The 15,956-nt window shown below is 65.0% G+C and carries 19 protein-coding genes; 5 read left to right on the top strand and 14 right to left on the bottom strand.

Features of this window, described 5'->3' with window-relative positions:
- Positions 1 to 179 precede the first annotated feature (179 nt).
- Positions 180 to 1,355, top strand: a complete 1,176-nt coding sequence (locus tag YQ44_RS16310) for a multidrug effflux MFS transporter (RefSeq protein ID WP_071324288.1) — start codon at positions 180 to 182, stop codon at positions 1,353 to 1,355.
- A 104-nt stretch (positions 1,356 to 1,459) separates the two neighbouring features.
- Here the strand turns inward: YQ44_RS16310 and YQ44_RS16315 are convergent, their stop codons facing one another.
- Both YQ44_RS16315 and YQ44_RS16320 read right to left on the bottom strand, forming a co-directional pair.
- The gene (locus tag YQ44_RS16315; RefSeq protein WP_071324289.1) at positions 1,460 to 1,774 is read right to left on the bottom strand and encodes a hypothetical protein; all 315 of its coding nucleotides are present in this window, start codon (positions 1,772 to 1,774) and stop codon (positions 1,460 to 1,462) included.
- An 80-nt stretch (positions 1,775 to 1,854) separates the two neighbouring features.
- The gene (locus YQ44_RS16320) at positions 1,855 to 2,295 is read right to left on the bottom strand and encodes a carboxymuconolactone decarboxylase family protein (protein WP_071324290.1); all 441 of its coding nucleotides are present in this window, start codon (positions 2,293 to 2,295) and stop codon (positions 1,855 to 1,857) included.
- A 104-nt stretch (positions 2,296 to 2,399) separates the two neighbouring features.
- Between YQ44_RS16320 and pdxR the strand changes: the two genes are divergently transcribed.
- Positions 2,400 to 3,866: a MocR-like pyridoxine biosynthesis transcription factor PdxR gene (gene pdxR / locus YQ44_RS16325; RefSeq protein ID WP_071324291.1), complete on the top strand. Its 1,467-nt coding sequence runs from the start codon at positions 2,400 to 2,402 to the stop codon at positions 3,864 to 3,866.
- Here the strand turns inward: pdxR and YQ44_RS16330 are convergent.
- The 5 genes from YQ44_RS16330 to trxC all read right to left on the bottom strand — a co-directional run bounded on the left by YQ44_RS16330 (position 3,835) and on the right by trxC (position 6,647).
- On the bottom strand, positions 3,835 to 4,428 hold the full coding sequence (locus YQ44_RS16330; protein ID WP_071324292.1) for a DUF1287 domain-containing protein: 594 nt from the start codon (positions 4,426 to 4,428) through the stop codon (positions 3,835 to 3,837). The two genes, pdxR and YQ44_RS16330, sit on opposite strands and share 32 nt — an antisense overlap.
- Before the next feature lie 64 nt (positions 4,429 to 4,492).
- Complete coding sequence (locus YQ44_RS16335) at positions 4,493 to 4,828, bottom strand: DUF6616 family protein (RefSeq protein ID WP_071324293.1); 336 nt, start codon at positions 4,826 to 4,828, stop codon at positions 4,493 to 4,495.
- 24 nt (positions 4,829 to 4,852) lie between these two features.
- A complete protein-coding gene (locus tag YQ44_RS16340) occupies positions 4,853 to 5,599 on the bottom strand; it encodes a HEAT repeat domain-containing protein (protein ID WP_071324294.1) in 747 nt (248 codons plus the stop codon).
- Entirely contained in the window at positions 5,596 to 6,105 is a 510-nt protein-coding gene (locus tag YQ44_RS16345) for a MarR family winged helix-turn-helix transcriptional regulator (RefSeq protein WP_198043985.1), read from the bottom strand. The genes YQ44_RS16340 and YQ44_RS16345 overlap by 4 nt, the downstream gene beginning before the upstream one ends.
- An 89-nt stretch (positions 6,106 to 6,194) precedes the next feature.
- The gene (gene trxC, locus YQ44_RS16350; RefSeq protein ID WP_071324296.1) at positions 6,195 to 6,647 is read right to left on the bottom strand and encodes a thioredoxin TrxC; all 453 of its coding nucleotides are present in this window, start codon (positions 6,645 to 6,647) and stop codon (positions 6,195 to 6,197) included.
- 194 nt (positions 6,648 to 6,841) lie between these two features.
- Between trxC and YQ44_RS16355 the strand changes: the two genes are divergently transcribed.
- Positions 6,842 to 8,257: a coniferyl aldehyde dehydrogenase gene (locus YQ44_RS16355; RefSeq protein ID WP_232250921.1), complete on the top strand. Its 1,416-nt coding sequence runs from the start codon at positions 6,842 to 6,844 to the stop codon at positions 8,255 to 8,257.
- Between the two features lie 22 nt (positions 8,258 to 8,279).
- Here the strand turns inward: YQ44_RS16355 and YQ44_RS16360 are convergent, their stop codons facing one another.
- Positions 8,280 to 8,885: a LysE/ArgO family amino acid transporter gene (locus YQ44_RS16360; RefSeq protein ID WP_071324298.1), complete on the bottom strand. Its 606-nt coding sequence runs from the start codon at positions 8,883 to 8,885 to the stop codon at positions 8,280 to 8,282.
- Between the two features lie 214 nt (positions 8,886 to 9,099).
- On the opposite strand from YQ44_RS16360, the gene YQ44_RS16365 reads away from it, so the two are divergent.
- On the top strand, positions 9,100 to 9,990 hold the full coding sequence (locus YQ44_RS16365; protein ID WP_071324299.1) for a LysR family transcriptional regulator ArgP: 891 nt from the start codon (positions 9,100 to 9,102) through the stop codon (positions 9,988 to 9,990).
- Positions 9,991 to 10,097: 107 nt separating this feature from the next.
- Complete coding sequence (locus YQ44_RS16370) at positions 10,098 to 11,105, top strand: alpha/beta hydrolase (RefSeq protein ID WP_071324300.1); 1,008 nt, start codon at positions 10,098 to 10,100, stop codon at positions 11,103 to 11,105.
- Between the two features lie 110 nt (positions 11,106 to 11,215).
- Here YQ44_RS16370 and YQ44_RS16375 read toward each other — a convergent pair whose 3' ends face one another.
- The 6 genes from YQ44_RS16375 to YQ44_RS16400 form a co-directional block, all read right to left on the bottom strand.
- On the bottom strand, positions 11,216 to 11,845 hold the full coding sequence (locus YQ44_RS16375) for a phasin family protein (RefSeq protein ID WP_071324301.1): 630 nt from the start codon (positions 11,843 to 11,845) through the stop codon (positions 11,216 to 11,218).
- A gap of 271 nt (positions 11,846 to 12,116) precedes the next feature.
- Positions 12,117 to 12,458, bottom strand: coding sequence for a DUF2628 domain-containing protein (locus YQ44_RS16380; protein ID WP_071324302.1), 342 nt, complete (start codon positions 12,456 to 12,458; stop codon positions 12,117 to 12,119).
- A gap of 27 nt (positions 12,459 to 12,485) precedes the next feature.
- On the bottom strand, positions 12,486 to 12,857 hold the full coding sequence (locus YQ44_RS16385) for a VOC family protein (protein WP_156894883.1): 372 nt from the start codon (positions 12,855 to 12,857) through the stop codon (positions 12,486 to 12,488).
- Positions 12,858 to 12,930: 73 nt separating this feature from the next.
- Positions 12,931 to 13,536, bottom strand: coding sequence for a pyridoxamine 5'-phosphate oxidase family protein (locus YQ44_RS16390; RefSeq protein WP_071324303.1), 606 nt, complete (start codon positions 13,534 to 13,536; stop codon positions 12,931 to 12,933).
- A 10-nt stretch (positions 13,537 to 13,546) separates the two neighbouring features.
- Positions 13,547 to 14,818, bottom strand: a complete 1,272-nt coding sequence (locus tag YQ44_RS16395) for a YVTN family beta-propeller repeat protein (RefSeq protein ID WP_071324304.1) — start codon at positions 14,816 to 14,818, stop codon at positions 13,547 to 13,549.
- Between the two features lie 56 nt (positions 14,819 to 14,874).
- The gene (locus tag YQ44_RS16400; protein WP_335589224.1) at positions 14,875 to 15,777 is read right to left on the bottom strand and encodes a creatininase family protein; all 903 of its coding nucleotides are present in this window, start codon (positions 15,775 to 15,777) and stop codon (positions 14,875 to 14,877) included.
- Positions 15,778 to 15,956: the final 179 nt, after the last annotated feature.

The raw sequence follows: 15,956 nt of genomic DNA on the forward strand, positions 1-15,956 counted from the left end.
TCCGGAAAAACGGCGCGCAGGCCGGGTCGCCCCAGCTTAGCGGCCGGCACTGGCGACACCAACGAAGAATTTCACGCTTGCATATGCGAAAAACGCATATGCCAGGCCAGCAGGGGCGTCGGCAAACCCGATTGCCTCCACTAGCGTAAAATGACGGACTAACAAAAACACTCTTCAACATGACTAAATTATTAACATGGATCCTGGCGGGCCTGGCGATGGTCGGACCGCTTGCAATCGACACCTATCTGCCGTCTTTCCCCGCCATCGCGCAAGATTTCAATGCCAGCCCCCTGCTGGTACAGCAAACCCTGAGCTTTTTCCTGTTCACGTTCGCCTTCATGATGCTGTTTTACGGCACCCTGTCCGACTCGTTCGGCCGCCGCCCCGTGATCCTCGTCTCGCTGGTGCTGTACGTGATCGCCTCCGTGGGCGCGGCGCTGGCGCCGTCGCTGGGCTGGCTGCTGGCCTGGCGCGTGCTGCAGGGACTGTCGGCGGGCGCCGGCTCCGTGATCGGCCGCGCCATCGTGCAGGACCGCTATTCGGGCGCCGCCGCGCAAAAAATCCTCTCGCACATCATGATGGTCTTCGCGCTGGCGCCGGCCATCGCGCCCGTGCTGGGCGGCTGGCTGCAGGTGGGCCTGGGCTGGCGCTGGATCTTCTGGTTCCTCACGGCCTTCGGCGTGCTGATGTTCGTCATCGTCTGGCGCGCCTTGCCGGAAAGCTTGCCGAAGGAGCAGCGCCACGCCTTCCACCTGGGCGACATTGCCGTCAATTACTGGAAAGTACTGTGCCACCGCCAGTTCCTGCTGCTGTCGACGGCCATCGGCGCGGCCTTTGGCGGCTTCGCCCTGTACATCGGTTCGGCCGCCTACTTCATCATCAACATCCTGCATTTGCCGGAGACGGCGTTCGCCTGGCTGTTCATTCCCCTGATCAGCGGCATGGTGATCGGTTCGGCCCTGTCGGCGAAAATCGCCCACCGCTACAGCCAGCGCCAGATGATCTGGGCCGGATTTATTTTGATGCTGGTGGCCGCGCTGGCCAACATCGGCTACAACTACTTCTTTGCCGCCGAAGTGCCATGGGCCGTGCTGCCCCTGTTCTTCTACTCGTTCGCCCTGTCCATCGCCATGCCGCCGATGACCCTGATGGCCCTGAACCACTTCCCCAACAACAGCGGCCTGGCATCGTCGATGCAGTCGTTCATCCAGATGCTGCTGTTCGCGCTCGTTTCGGGACTGGTGGCGCCGCTGCTGTTCGACAGCGCCCTGAACCTGGCGTATGGCGTGATGGCGGGATTGGTGGTGAGCTTGCTGTGCTGGGTATTTGCCCAGGGTAAGGCAGACGCGTAGCTCGGATTAGGCCTGACGGGCCGTAATCCGAAACATGGTTCGCGGGTGAGGTCGGATGACGCAATTGCGCGCCAAGCCGACCTGCGACTTCGTTGAGGATTGCCTCAAGGCCAGGGCGCGGGGGTGACGTCGACATACTGCGCCCCGCCCTGCTCCGGCTCCGGTTCGGCCCCATCGCGCGCGGCCGGCTGGTTCAATGAGCCGGCCGGCGAGCGCAAACTCAGAATTTCCTTGCGCGCCTCGACGAAGTCGGCCGAACTGAGGGGATTTTGCTGGTCCGGCCAATGGCTGACGGCCCATTCCTGCAAGGCTTCAAAGCGCCGCCACAGTTCGGCGATGAAGGCGCGGCGCGCCTCTTCCTGCGATGCTTCAAGTTGCTGCGGCGTCTTGTCGACGGCGTCACCGGTATGTATGTCCATGGCGGCTCCCTGGCTGATAAGTCATCGTGCCAGATTACACGGGGGCCAGCCAGCTGTCTGTTCGAGAACGAACACAGGATTTACTCGGGCATCTTGCGGAAACCCACGGCCAGGCGGTTCCAGGTATTGATGGTGCCGATGGCCAGGGTCACGTTGACCATCTCCGCCGGCGTCAATTGCTCGGCCAGCGCCGCGTACACGTCGTCCGGCGCCTGGCTTTGCGGCAGCAGGGTCAGCGCTTCCGTCCAGGCCAGCACGGCCCGCTCGCGCGGCGTGAAGAACGGCGTTTCGCGCCAGACGGAGACGGCGTACAGGCGGCGTTCCGTTTCGCCGGCCTTGCGCGCGTCGCTCGTGTGCAAGTCCACGCAAAAGGCGCAGCCGTTGATTTGCGACGCGCGCAGGCGGATCAGCTCGAGCAGCGAGTGTTCCACGCCCAGCCTGGCAATCGCCGCTTCCAGCGCGTACATGGCCTTGACGGCGTCCGGCGAAGCTTGTGTGAAGTCGAGTCGTGGCTGTGTCATGATGCATTCCTTGATAGAGTAAAGATGCACTATTGTAGAAGCGCGAACAGCGCGCGCGGCAGGCCAATCCCGCCGAAAAATGGCAGACCACCAGCAGACATCCCATGGAATTACATATCCTGATCGACGGCACGCGCGACCTGGGCGGCCAGCTGTATCGCCAGCTCAGCGAAGCGATCCGCTCCGGCCGCCTGGCCGATGGCCAGCAACTGCCCCCCTCGCGCCTGCTGGCCAGCCAGCTGGGCCTGTCGCGCAAGACGGTGTCGGACGTGTACGACAAGCTTGCCTATGAAAAACTGCTGGTAGGCAAGGTCGGCGTGGGCAGTTTCGTGCAGACGCCGCATGCCTCGCCGCAGCGCCGTCACGCCAGCACGCCGCTGGCCAGCGCGCAGCGCATCGCGCAGTGGGAATCCATGCCGCTGCCCCTGCGCCGGGCGGGACAGGAAACCCCGGCGCGCTATGCCTTCATCGGCGGACGCGCCACGCCATCGCACTTCCCGCAGGATGAATGGCGCGCCTGCGTGCTGCACGCGCTGCGCCAGGATGGCCAGGCGCGCGGCCGCTACAGCTCCGTGGAAGGCTTGCCCGCCCTGCGCACGGCGATCGCCGGCCACGCCGCCTTCAGCCGCGGCATCCATTGCACGCCAGAACAGGTGCTGGTGACGAGCGGCGCGCAACAGGCGTTGAGCCTGCTGGCGCATGCCCTGCTGGAAGCGGGCGATACGGTTGCCGTGGAAGAACCCGGCTATCCCGTGGCGCGCGCCGTGTTCGCCAGCCATGGCGCGCGCGTGACGGGCGTGGCCGTGGACGAGGACGGCCTCGTCGTCGAGCAGATACCCGATGGCACGCGCTTGATCTATGTCACGCCGGCACACCAGTTTCCACTCGGCATGCCGATGAGCATGGCGCGCCGCCATGCCCTGCTGGAGCGGGCCAGGCAACTGGGCGCCATCATCATCGAGGACGATTACGACAGCGCCTTCCGCTACGAGGGCCGGCCCGAGGATTCCCTGCAAAGCATGGACCGCTACGGCATCGTGGCCCATGTGGGCAGTTTTTCCAAGATCATGCTGCCGGAATTGCGGCTCGGCTATGTTGTGCTGCCGCAAGCCATCGTGGCCGCCGTGCAAACGGTGAAATACCTGGACGATTGCCATACGGCCAGCCTGGGCCAGCACGCGCTGGCCAAGTTCATCCAGGATGGCCATTTGCTGCGCCACATACGCCGCTGCCACGACATCTATGCGGGACGGCGCGAACGGCTGCAGCACTGGTTCAACGGCCCGCTGGCGCCCTGGTTCCGCCTGGTGCCGGCCAGCGCCGGCTTCCACGTGGCGGCCGTGGCGCAGGCGCCGCTCGACATCGCCGAACTGCTGCGCCGGGCGCGCCTGGCCGACGTCAGCCTGTATGCGCTGTCGAGCTTTTACCATGGTCCGGCGCGCCATGAAGGCTTGTTCCTCGGCTATGGCGCCATCGACCGGCTCGATATCGACACGGCGCTGGCCATCGTGCTGGCCATCCTGCAGGAAATCGCTCCCCTCAGCGCGCCTGCCAGCGGTAATGCCCCGTGACCGGATAGCTGAACAGGATATTTTCCTCGCGCGCCCCTTCGCCGATGTTGTGGATGATGAGCGGCACGCCATTCCACGACTGCCTGTCGCTGACGATGCCGATATGCGTGAGATTGCGCGGCAGGCGCCACGTGACGATGTCGCCGGCGCGGTAAGCGCCCGCCTTCTCGCTGGGCCGCAGGCTGGTGCCGTGGCGCGCAAAGAAGGTGCCCAGGTTCGGCACGCGGCGATGGTCGATATTGCGGTCCGGCCCCTTCATCTGCCAGCGCCCCTGCTGCTGGTACACCTGCCACGCCTTGCGCATGTCCTCGTGCACGAGCACCTGCAAGTCCTGCCCCAGCTGGCGGTAGGCGCGCACCACCACATCCGTGCACACGCCCCGCTCGAGGGGCACGTCGCCGCCCGGATAGGCGAGGCGCTCGTAGCGCGGGTCATACCGCACGGTCACGCCCACCTGGCTGCGGGCCGCGGCGACGAGGGCTTGCGGCGTGGCGGCCGGGGCGGCGTGCGGCGCCAGCGGCAAGAGTGTAAACAGCAGGATGGGGAGCAGTCTGGACGGCATGACAGTCAGGTAATTATGGCAATACGGCAAACTTTACCCGATGCGGGCGCAAAGCGCCGTTTACCTAGAGCGCTGCCAGCTGCGCCAGGTGGGCGGGAAAATCCACGGCCGGGCCGGCCGCATTGATGGTATCGAAATAATCATGCCAACCCGTGGCGGCGATCCCCGCCAGCAAGGCGTCGAGCGCCGCCTCGTGCGGCAAGCGCCAGACGGCATAAAATTGCTGGGTCGCCCCATGCAACTTGCCGCCATCGACGGCGCCCATGGCCAGCGCCTCGGCGCCGCTGCCCGACAGGGCCGCCATGCCGGCGCCCACCGCGGCGAAATACGCCTGGCGCGCGGCGCCATCGAGGGCCAGCCAGGCCGGTTTCGGGCTATACAGTTCCAGCAGATAGTGCATGTTTTCTCCTTGAGTGATCCATCGTCAGGCCAGCGAACGCCGGGCCCGCTTGCAGATGCGCTGCGTGGCGGCGTTGCTGCCGTCCGCCAGCCATTGCCCGCACAGGTCGCGTACCCACTCCGGCTGGCTCTTGGCCGCATCGTTGAGCCAGTTCGCCACGGAATCCTGCACATAGACGGCCGGGTCGGCCCGCAACGGCTGCAGCAGCGGCAAGGCCAGCTGCGGCTGCTGTTTTAACCGGGCGATATGCGCGCACCACACGCCGCGCGGACGCAGCGCTTCGCAGGCAAAGCGGCGCAGGCGTTCCGACGGCTCCGCCGTCCACGGCGCCAGCAGCGCGATGGCCTCGTCCAGGCTCGCCGCCAGCCGGGGCCGCAGCGCCAGCCAGGCCCATTCGCGCACGCCGAAGTGCCCATCGTCGGCCAGCGGACGCATGGCGGCCAGCTGTTGCGGCAAATCCAGGTCAGGCCGGGCGGCGATGGCGAAACAAACCCAGCCCCGCACCGTGTCGGACGCATGCGCCTGCAGCGGCGCCAAGTCCACCCGGGTATCGAGCAGCAATTGCGCCGCCAGCGCCATGCGCCTGGTGATGCCTGCCCCCGCCTGCGCCCGCATCAGGGCCAGCCTGTCCTCGCCGATGGTGGGCACGGCCGCCGCCAGCAGCATGCTGAAATCGATGGCCAGCCCCTCCGTCAGGGTGGCGCTGGCCACCGCGCCCCCGTTCAACAGGGCCAGCCGCGCGGGCGCGATGTCGGCGACGCCTTTGCTCATGCCGCGCCCCGGTCTGTTTTGCGCCAGGCTTTTTCCAGCAGGGAACTCAACACGTGCATTTCTTCAGGCGTGAAATCGGCAAACAGGCTGGCGATCCACTGCGCGTGTTCATCGACGAGCGTCGCGGCCGCCGTTGCCCCCTTGGCGCTCAGACGCACCAGCAGCTTGCGCCGGTCAGCCTGATCCGCGTGGCGCGCCAGGAAGCCATCGCGCTCGAGGCCGTCGAGCAAGCCCGTGATGGTGCCGCGCGTCACGCCGGCCCGCTCGGCCAGTTCGTGCGGCGAGAGCCCCTGTGGCACGTCACGCAGCAGGAACAGCAAGACAAACTTGCCTTCCGACAGGCCGTGCCGGCCCAGGCGCGTGGCGCAATCGCCATCGATGGCGGACGCCAGGCCCAGCACTTCAAAGCACAGGCGCAGGTGTCCGATGGCTTCCGGCATGGCCGCGCCGGGCGCGCGACGTTGCACGTCGTCCAGCAGGGCCGTGTATTTCTGTTCGAGTTTTATCATATGGCGCAATATAATATGGCGCCATACTTATTGTCAAATAAAAAAGCACGACGGTTGCCCGGCGTGCCTGCCTGCGTGCTGCGTGCTTAGCCGCGCGCCTTGTCGCGCGCCCAGGCGATGATGGCATTGGCGTCGATGGCACCAGGCTGGCGCGCCACTTCCACGCCATTGCGGAACAGGGCCAGGGTGGGAATGCTGCGGATATTGAAACGGGCGCCCAGGTCTTGCGACGCTTCCGTATTGACTTTGACCACGCGGAACGCCGGCTCCAGCACTTTGGCGGCCTGGACATAGAACGGCGCCATGCTGCGGCAGGGACCGCACCAGGGCGCCCAGAAGTCCACCAGCACGGGGATGTCGCTGCGTCCGATATGCTTGAGGAAACGGGCGCTGGCCAGGTCCACGGGCTGGCCCGTGAATAAATCCTTCTGACACTTGCCGCACGTGGGCTGCTCGCTGAGGCGGGCTGGCGGCAGGCGGTTGACGGCGTCGCAATGGGGGCAAACGATGTGCAGGGAGTCTGGCGTGGTCGAGGTCATGGCTTTCCTGAATACATGCCGTGGAATCGGCAAACCAGCATTTTACGGCCAATTGCGCGCAAGCCTCGTGCATGCGCACGATTGACGATAGACAATGATTGCTGGATCCGCAATACTGCAAAATGCGCATCGTTGCCGGATTGCAGTACCCTGCCATGCCAACGACGCCAGCCTACGCGAGGAAACCCATGCACATGACCGATCCCCCGGCGCACGCCGTGCTCGACGCTACCCTGGCGCGCCAGCGTGCCGCCTATCTGGCGCACCCGGTGCCGTCGCTGGCCGAGCGCAGGCGCGATTTACTGACATTGCAACGGTTTATCCGCGAGCACAAGGCGGCACTGTGCGCGGCCATCAGCGCCGACTATGGCAACCGTTCCGAACACGAAACCTTGCTGGCGGAGATCTTTCCTGCCATCGACGGCATCGACCATGTGCTCAAGCAGCTGAAGAAATGGATGCGGCCGCAGCGGCGCGCCGTGGACTGGCGCAATTTTCCCGGTGCCCGCAACCGCGTGATCCCGCAGCCGCTGGGCGTGGTCGGCGTCATCGTGCCGTGGAACTTCCCCGTGAACCTGAGCCTGGTGCCCTTGACCTACATCTTCGCCGCCGGCAACCGCGCCATGGTCAAGATGAGCGAGAATTCGCGCCACCTGGCCCGGCTGCTGATCGAGACCATGCCCGCCTACTTTCCAGCGGAAAAACTGCAGTTTTTTGAAGAGACGGGCGGCGTGGGCATTGCTTTTTCTCGATTGCCATTCGACCACCTGCTGTTTACGGGCTCCGGCCAGACGGGCCGCGCCGTCATGGCGGCCGCGGCACAGAATCTGTGTCCCGTGACACTGGAGCTGGGCGGCAAGGCGCCGGCCATCGTCTGCCCCGACTTTAATCTGCGCACGGCGGCCGAGCGCATCCTGTTCGTCAAGTACCTGAACGCGGGGCAGATCTGCACCAGCGTCGACCACGCCTGGCTGCCGCAGGACAGCATCGCCGCCTTCGTGCAACATGCGCGCGACATCGTGCCCGCGCGCTATGCGCGGCTCGATACGCCCGATTACACGTCCATCATCGATGCGCCATCGTTCGAGCGCCTGCTGCAGGCGCTCGACGAGGCGCGCGCGCGGGGGGCGCAAGTCATTTCGTTGCTGCCGGGACCGGCCTATGACCGCGCCACGCGCAAGATCGCGCCCCACATCGTGCTCGATGCGCCCGCCGACAGCCTGCTGCTGACGCGTGAAATCTTCGGCCCCATCCTGCCCGTGCGCGGCTACACGACGCTGGAAAGCGTGATCGACAGCATCAATGGGGGACCGGGCCCGCTGGCCATCTATCCTTTCAGCAACCAGGGCAAGACCGTGCACATGCTGATCGAGCGCGTGATGTCGGGCGGCGTTTCCGTCAACGACGCCCTGTTCCATGTGGGCCAGCACGACTTGCCGTTCGGCGGCGTGGGCGAGTCCGGCATGGGCCACTACCACGGCGTCGAAGGCTTCCAGACGTTCAGCAAGCTGCGGCCCGTGTTCTACCAGGCACGCTACAGCCCTTTGACACTGCTGCGGCCGCCGTATGGCAAGCTGGCCAGCCGCGTGCTGGGCTTCCTGACGCGCTGAGGCGCATCAGGAAGCGTCCTGCTTACAGGAACAGCGAGGCGGCGATGGCCCACATGACGAGGGCGATGATGCCGTCGAGCACGCGCCAGGCCATGGGCTTGGCAAACACGGGCGCCAGGTAGCGGGCGCCAAAGCCCAGCAGGAAGAACCACAGGGCCGAGGCCATGATGGCGCCGCCGGCAAAGTAGAAGCGTCCCATGCCTTCATGCTGGCCGCCGATCGAGCCCAGCAGGATGACCGTGTCGAGGAAGGCGTGCGGATTCAGCAGGCTGAACGCCAGCGCCGCGCCAATCACGGCCCAGTAGCCTTCCGGCGACTTGGCGGCCGATACCGTCATGGCCGTGGGGCGCCACGCGGATTTGGCGGCGCGCAAGCCATAGGCGATCAGGAAGGTGGCGCCGCCGGCCTTGGCCCACAGCAGGAAATTGGGGTTGTCGGCAATAAACGTGCCCATGCCGGCCACGCCGGCCGTGATCAGGATGGCGTCGCACACGAGGCACACCAGGATGCAGGTGAGCACGTAATGGCGCTTCAAGCCCTGTTTGAGCAAGAATGCGTTTTGCGTGCCGATGGCCACGATCAGGCTCGCTCCGAGCCCCATGCCTTTCAAGAAAATTGCGCTATCCATATCGATTCCTTTCCATTGCTTTCCATTGCTTTCCATCACGCGCACGGCCGCCCACGCTCTGCCGGTAATGGCAAAGTCATCAGAAGTAGGTGGAGGGTGTAGCGGTACCTGTCAGGCCGCGCTGCGGAGTGGAGTTGTTACCCTATTTCAACAGTGTAAAGAAAAAGTAAATATAAGTATAATGAATGATTCTAAACATATATAAGAGAAACTTATGCGCGTCGTCGACTACCGTGGATTGGCCGCCCTCGACGCCGTGATCGGCCTGGGCAGCTTTGAAAAGGCCGCGCATGCGCTGGCAATCAGCCAGCCGGCCGTGTCGCAGCGCATCCGCACGCTGGAAAACCTGGAAGGCACCTTGCTGATCATCCGCAGCCACCCGCCCGCGCCGACGGAAGCGGGCCAGCGCCTGATCGCCCATTACCGCCAAGTCAAGCTGCTGGAAGCGGCGCTCGACGCCCAGCCCGGCCCCACCACGCAGCTGCCGGCGCTGGCCATCGCCGTCAATGCCGACAGCGCCGCCACCTGGATACCGGAAGCGCTGGGGCCGCTGCTGACGCCGCCATCGTGCCTGCTCGACATCCGCCTCGATGACCAGGACCACACGCTGAGCCAGTTGCGCGAAGGCCGCGTCTTTGCCTGCGTCACCAGCGCCACCGACCTCGTGGCCGGCACCACGGCCACGCCGCTGGGCGGCATGCGCTACCTGTGCGTGGCTTCGCCCGCATTTGCGCAGCAATGGTTTCCCCATGGATTTACGGTCGACGCCGTCAGCCAGGCGCCCGCCATCACGTTCGGCAGCAAGGATGCGCTGCACGAACGCTACCTGCAGCACCGCCTTGGCTACACGGGCCGCTATCCGCACCATGTGCTCGGCTCGGCGCGCGACTTCGTGCGCTTCATCGAAGCGGGTTATGCCTATGGCATGGTGCCCCTGCTGCAGGCGGAAACGGCGCTGGCCGCCGGCAGGCTGATCGACGTGGCGGCAGGCCAGGCGCTCGACGTGCCGCTGATCTGGCATGCGTGGGATATCCAGACGCCGCTCACGCGCACGCTGTCGGACGCCGTCATCGCCACGGCCCGCAAGTGGCTGCTGCAAGACTGAATGTTATCTCCTGATTAATTATCTATGCCACTTTGCAACAATTGCGTGCATGCCACGCCCTGCTTGGCCTACACTGCAAGCATAATGCATAAAAACAAGGGGCAAGCATGACGATCCTGCGCACTACCCTGCTCGGCTTGCTGGCTGCAATTCCGCTGGCTGCCGGCCTGATTGCCTGCTCACCCTTGACAGCCATCAATGCCCTGTCGTCCGGCAGCGCCTCGCAAGTCACGCGCGGCCTGGCGTACGGCCCCCTGCCGCGGCAAAAACTCGACGTGTATGCGCCCAAAAACGCTGCCGGCCCCGTGCCCGTGGTGGTCTTTTTTTATGGCGGCAACTGGACTTCGGGCGAGCGCGCCGACTATGCCTTTGTCGGCCATGCGCTGGCCTCGCGCGGCTACCTGGCCGTGATCGCCGACTACCGCCTGTATCCAGACGTACACTACGCTGACATCCTGCAGGACGCGGCCCGCGCCGTGGCCTGGGCCGCGATGGAATCGAGCCGCCATGGCGGCGACCCGACGCGGCTGTTCGTCATGGGGCATAGCGCTGGCGCCTACAATGCGGCCATGGTGGCGCTCGACGCCAGCCTGCTGGCCCGTCACGGCATGCGCCCGCAAGACTTGCGCGGCTGGATAGGCCTGGCCGGTCCCTACGACTTCCTGCCGATCGAAAACCCCACCGCCCGCCCCGTGTTCTTTTACCCGGACACGCCCGTGTCTTCGCAACCGATCCACCATGTAACAAGGGCGGCACCACCGGCCCTGCTGATCGCGCCGGCACCGGGCCACGACAAACTGGTCAATCCGCAGCGCAACACGGGCGGCCTGGCCGGCGCCTTGCGCGCCCTGCACCGGCCCGTCACGGAACGCTATTTCGACAGGGTCAGCCACGCCTCGCTGGTGGCGACCCTGGCCGGCCCCTTGCGCGGCCTGGCGCCCACGCTCGACGATATCAGCGCCTTCATCGATGCCCACGGCAAGGCGGACACGGCGGATTCGACGGATACGCCGCCAATCCCGGCCACGCGCGCTTCCACTCCGGTGCCGGCAAACGCCGTCACGCGGGCCGCCGCAACGCAACTGGCCCCCGACGACAAAACGCCCGCCCCCTGAGGGACGGGCGCTGCACCAGTCAAGCAAGCCCGACACTGCTGAACGGCTCTTGCCGGCGCCGCCAAGGCTCGGCCCTTGGCGGCACGGCCAGGCCGCCGGCAGCGGCCCGCTTACTCTTTACGGCTGGCGCTGCTGGTGCTTTTGCTTTGCGCGCTGCTGGCTTGCGCCGCGCCGCTTTCGCTGCCGGCCGACTGCTGGCTGCCCTGGTGGCTGGCGCTTTGCAGGCTCTGGCCGTCGCGGCTTTGCGCACCGCGCTGCTGGTCACGGTTGGCGCCGTTCTGGTGGTAAGCCTGGAACGGCTCGGCGATGCGCTGCATGGCTTCCTGCTGCTTGCGCACGTTTTTCTCCGTTTCTTCCGATGCCGTGCGGGCCACTTCCTCGGCCAGCGCCTTGGCCGTGCGGCTCGTTTCAGTCACATGCTGCTCGGCCACGTTGGCCAGTTCGACCTGCGTATCGGCGGCCAGGCGCGACACTTGCTGCTGGTATTTGCGCAGTTGCTCGGCGGCAGGCTGGCCCGATGCGGCGGCGACCTGAAACACATCTTCCACGCGCTCGACCGTCAGCAAGTTCTGGCTGGTGATCGTGCTCTCTTCCAACAAGCCTTGTGCCAGTTGCATGTTCAAATCATTAAATTGCTGTGCCGACTGGAACAGCGACTTCGACAGGCCATTAAAGAACGCCAGTTGGGCTTCCAGGTGGTTTTTGGCGGCAGGAGTAACACTACGGGAATATGGATACATGGAGTTTCCTCATTAAATGACGGTTGGGATGAACTGCTTGTGTGACGGCCCGGCCATGCAAGCTGCAAGGAGAATGACCAAGCTGTGCCACGAGACGCGAAAAACATATCCGGTTGGCGGGAAGATGCTTTACAACGCGAGTCCCAAGGCTACGTGAGCACCGCCGGCGAGGCATGATCTGGATCAAAGGTGCGCTAGGCTGCGCAGAAAGTTTTGGCTGGACGGCTCACTCTTGCCGAGCGTCAGTGTCAGGATGGAAAATATATGCCAGTCAGTATCCATACCGCAGGCCGGCGCCCGGCACGACGGGCGCATAGCCATGGTTGCGCAGCGAGGCCTCGAGCCAGCGGTTGCCATACCAGCCGCGCGCCAGCAGATAACTGAGTTCCGCGCTCATCATCAGCAGCATCAGCGGCCCGATGCGCAACTGCGTGGCGTACTGGCTGCCGAACCACAGGCACAGCTCCATGGCCAGCATGGGCAGCAACAGCCACCAGCGGCGCTTGGCCACGGCCCACAGGGGACCGAAGAAAAACGCGGGCCAGGAAAAGCCGTCGCTCACGTACGCGTAGCGACCGCCAGCGTCGGCATACAGGGTGGCGCCCGGTTTCATGCGGTACTCTTCAGATGAGGGGCGATATCAATCCTCGGGGGCATGGCAGACGGCTTCGATATTGTGGCCGTCCGGGCCCAGCACGAAGGCGCCGTAGTAATTCGGGTGATAGATGGCGCGGATGCCTGGCGCACCGTTATCCTTGCCGCCAGCGGCCAGCGCGGCCGCGTAAAAGGCGCGCACCTGGGCCCGGTTCTCCGCAGTAAAGGCGATATGCATGCCGGCATGCGGCGCGCCGCCCGCACCGAACCAGAAATCCGGCTTGCCGTCCTTGCCCAGGCCAACCCAGCCCTGCACTTCCAGCACCACCGAAACACCCAGGGGCGCCAGGGCCGCTGAAAAGAAGGCCTTGCTGGCCGCCGTATCGCTGACGTTTAAACCGATGTGATCAATAATCATGGTGACCTGTCATGGATGTTAAAAAAACAGGATCGTAGTATGCGCCAGCGCCGCGCCCTTGCCAAGCCCCCCGCTACAGGTCCGGCGCATAGCGGGCGGCCATCTGTTCCTGCGTTTCCACCGGGCCAGTGCCGCCCGTCTGCTCCTGGATCATCTGGCCCATCGTCGGCAAGACGCTGCGTTCGACCTGGGCCGCGCCATCCCACAGGCGCGAACGCATGAGGGCCTTGGCGCAATGCAAGTAGGCTTCCGCCACGCGCAGGCGCATGACCAGGCGCGGCGGGTTGCGCTCGCCGGCAAAGTGCGCCAGCAGCGCGGCATCGTCGCTGAGGCTGGCCTCGCCATTCACGCGCAGGGTTTCATCGACGCCGGGAATCAGGAACAGCAGCCCCGCCCTGCCCGACTCGGCGATGTTGCTGAAGCTGTCGAGCCGGTTATTGCCTTTGGCATCGGGCAGCAGCAGGGTATGGCGATCGAGCACCTGCACGAAACCGGGCGCGCCGCCGCGCGGCGAAGCGTCCAGCTGCCCCGTGGCCGCGCCCGTCGCCAGCACGACGAACGGCGACAGGCCGATGAATGCCACGCAATGCGGGTCGAGATGGTCGAGCTGCTTGCTCAGCGCCCGCCCCTGCGCGGGCGGATAATGCGCGCGCAGTTGCTCCACGGAATCGATGCGCATGCGGCAGCGACTAGCGCAGGTTGCCCGTATGACCGAGCGAATAGCGGCCCGGCTGCGGCCACACGGTCAGGCCGTGCGGCTCCTGCCCCACTTTCACTTTCGCCACGTCGCCATTGCCCGTATCGATGCGGTAAACCACATCGTCGAAACGGCCCGACAGCCACAGATACTTGCCATCGGCGCTCACGTTACCCATGTCGGGACTGCCGCCGCCGGGAATCGGCCAGTTCGACACGACTTTTTCCGTGGCGAAATCGATCACGCTGACGCTGCCCTTGCCCTTCGGCTTGCCATGGATGCGGTGCGTGCCGCGGTTGGCCACGTATAACTTTTTACCGTCACGGCTGGGATACAGGCCATGCGCGCCCACGCCCGTCTGGATGAAGCCGATTTCCTTCAGGGTGGCGCCATCGACGATGTGCACGCCGTCGGCGTCCATGTCGGCGATATAGAATTTCTTGCCGTCCGGCGAGATGCGTATGTCTTGCGGCATGCCCTTCTTGACGCTGCAGATCTCGTTCGCCGGGCCGCCCACGGGGCCGGATTCGGCAAAGCGCTTGGCCGGCATCTGCAATTTCAGGTAGCCGTCGACCTTGCGCCCCACCAGGTCGATCTTGGCGATGGTGCCGTCGAACTCGCAGGTGAACATGGCGTAGCGGCCGTCGTTCGAGAAGTCGGCATGGTTGATGCCGCCGCACTGGGGCGTGTCGATCGAATACTGCACGGCCATGGTCTTTGGATCGCGGAAATCGAGGCGGTGGCGCGCCTCGGCCACGACGATGGCCGACTTGCCGTCCGGCGTGTAGTACATATTATACGGATCGTCCACGGGCACTTCCTTGCCCGGCTTGCCCGTCAGCGGGTCGATCGGCGTCAGGCTGCCCTTGTCCGTGCGCTCGGCGTTATTCGCCACCCACAGCGTGCGCAAGTCCCACGACGGCACGACGTGCTGCGGGCCGCTGCCGACCTTGAACTTGTCGACCACTTTCAGGGTCTCCTGGTCGATCACGTAGACATCGTTCGAGCGCAGGTTGGGCACGTAGACACGGCGCAAATGATCCTTGACGACGGGATTCATATTGCTGCTGGCAATGCTGCCATACACGTTTTTCGGGTCGACCAGCGGCGGCATGCCCGGCAGCGGCGAATACGCGGCGGCGGGGGCGACTGCCGCCGGGGCCGGCGTACTGGCGCCGGTGACCTGGCTGGCCACACCCAGGCCTGCCAGTGCGGCAGCCAGGGCGGACAGGGTAACAATGGTGCGTCGTTGAGATTTTTTCATGTAAGTTCGCGTCTTTTCGTTGCAAAAGCCGGAAGTTCAACACTTCCAGCGGAAGATTATTTATTGCGTTGCAGCAGTTGCCTGATAGCCGCCACCGAGGTGTCCACCTGCAGCTTGACGCCAATCTGGCCCAGCTCTGCCGTAGCACGCGTGGCATCGCCGCGCACGCCATCGGCCACGCCCGGCTTCGGCCCATGGGCCATGGCCTCGCTGCGCACGAGCGACGGATCCGTCGCCAGCATCAGCGCCGCATCCGCCAGGCCCGCATGCAAGCCGATCTCGGCACTGCTATGGCCGCGCTTTTGCAGCTCGGCAATGTAGGCCGTTTGCGTGATGTCATAGTAATCGAGCAAGGCGTAGGCGCGCGCCGCGTTGGCGCCGGCCGTCTTGCCCCAGGCACGGTTGAGCTTATTCGCCACGTTCTGCTCGTTCTTCTGGTAACCGCCGTGGTCGCCGAGGAAAATGATGTCGCGGAAACCATGCTGGCGCAGGCTGGCCGCCGCGCCTTCCAGCACGGCCTCGAAGGCGGCGGGCGGAATCGACAGCGTGCCGGCATGGCGCATGTGGCCGGCCGGCGGGGAAATCGCCCCTTCCGGCACGTAGGAAACGACGGGCGCGACGATGGTATTGCCGAGCTTTTGCGCGATCTGGCGCGCCAGCAGGCCGGCGCGCACATTGTGCTTGCCCAGGGCGATGTAGGGACCGCTCTGCTCGACGCCGCCTATCGGTATCAGCACGGTGGTGGCGCCATGGTCGATGCGGCTGCGCAATTCCGTGCTGGTCAGCTCTTCCAGCATGACCTTGTCGCCGGCAGGCGCGGCCGCCATGGCCGGCGTCGCGGCCAGCAAGCACGAAAACGTCAGGGCGAACAGGGAAACGAGGGGCTTGCGTGAAATGCGGAGCGTGGATGGCGCGCGGGGCGCAAGGGACACATTCGGCAAAGGGAACTGCAGAGTCATAAGCCAACATCTTTCCAGGATCAAAGCGTGACGCCGTGCCCGGCCTTGCCAGGCAAGCTGGCTGCCACGCAAGAATTGTATTCCATCATGACGGGAACGGCACGTTAATTTGACGCGCTGCTTTGCAAGGAATTGACGAAGAGCAGCTAACTATGACGTGCCGTCCCCCATCCACAGGG

The sequence above is a fragment of the Janthinobacterium sp. 1_2014MBL_MicDiv genome (genome assembly GCF_001865675.1).
In the GTDB taxonomy this organism is placed as follows: Bacteria; Pseudomonadota; Gammaproteobacteria; order Burkholderiales; family Burkholderiaceae_D; genus Janthinobacterium.

What these genes read in the sequence shown, in the direction of transcription:
- YQ44_RS16310 (WP_071324288.1), top strand. Translation starts at nt 180, where the DNA reads ATGACTAAATTATTAACATGGATCCTGGCGGGCCTGGCGATGGTCGGA.
- YQ44_RS16315 (WP_071324289.1), bottom strand. Translation starts at nt 1,774, where the DNA reads ATGGACATACATACCGGTGACGCCGTCGACAAGACGCCGCAGCAACTT.
- YQ44_RS16320 (WP_071324290.1), bottom strand. Translation starts at nt 2,295, where the DNA reads ATGACACAGCCACGACTCGACTTCACACAAGCTTCGCCGGACGCCGTC.
- pdxR (WP_071324291.1), top strand. Translation starts at nt 2,400, where the DNA reads ATGGAATTACATATCCTGATCGACGGCACGCGCGACCTGGGCGGCCAG.
- YQ44_RS16330 (WP_071324292.1), bottom strand. Translation starts at nt 4,428, where the DNA reads ATGCCGTCCAGACTGCTCCCCATCCTGCTGTTTACACTCTTGCCGCTG.
- YQ44_RS16335 (WP_071324293.1), bottom strand. Translation starts at nt 4,828, where the DNA reads ATGCACTATCTGCTGGAACTGTATAGCCCGAAACCGGCCTGGCTGGCC.
- YQ44_RS16340 (WP_071324294.1), bottom strand. Translation starts at nt 5,599, where the DNA reads ATGAGCAAAGGCGTCGCCGACATCGCGCCCGCGCGGCTGGCCCTGTTG.
- trxC (WP_071324296.1), bottom strand. Translation starts at nt 6,647, where the DNA reads ATGACCTCGACCACGCCAGACTCCCTGCACATCGTTTGCCCCCATTGC.
- YQ44_RS16355 (WP_232250921.1), top strand. Translation starts at nt 6,842, where the DNA reads ATGACCGATCCCCCGGCGCACGCCGTGCTCGACGCTACCCTGGCGCGC.
- YQ44_RS16360 (WP_071324298.1), bottom strand. Translation starts at nt 8,885, where the DNA reads ATGGATAGCGCAATTTTCTTGAAAGGCATGGGGCTCGGAGCGAGCCTG.
- YQ44_RS16365 (WP_071324299.1), top strand. Translation starts at nt 9,100, where the DNA reads ATGCGCGTCGTCGACTACCGTGGATTGGCCGCCCTCGACGCCGTGATC.
- YQ44_RS16370 (WP_071324300.1), top strand. Translation starts at nt 10,098, where the DNA reads ATGACGATCCTGCGCACTACCCTGCTCGGCTTGCTGGCTGCAATTCCG.
- YQ44_RS16375 (WP_071324301.1), bottom strand. Translation starts at nt 11,845, where the DNA reads ATGTATCCATATTCCCGTAGTGTTACTCCTGCCGCCAAAAACCACCTG.
- YQ44_RS16380 (WP_071324302.1), bottom strand. Translation starts at nt 12,458, where the DNA reads ATGAAACCGGGCGCCACCCTGTATGCCGACGCTGGCGGTCGCTACGCG.
- YQ44_RS16385 (WP_156894883.1), bottom strand. Translation starts at nt 12,857, where the DNA reads ATGATTATTGATCACATCGGTTTAAACGTCAGCGATACGGCGGCCAGC.
- YQ44_RS16390 (WP_071324303.1), bottom strand. Translation starts at nt 13,536, where the DNA reads ATGCGCATCGATTCCGTGGAGCAACTGCGCGCGCATTATCCGCCCGCG.
- YQ44_RS16395 (WP_071324304.1), bottom strand. Translation starts at nt 14,818, where the DNA reads ATGAAAAAATCTCAACGACGCACCATTGTTACCCTGTCCGCCCTGGCT.
- YQ44_RS16400 (WP_335589224.1), bottom strand. Translation starts at nt 15,777, where the DNA reads ATGACTCTGCAGTTCCCTTTGCCGAATGTGTCCCTTGCGCCCCGCGCG.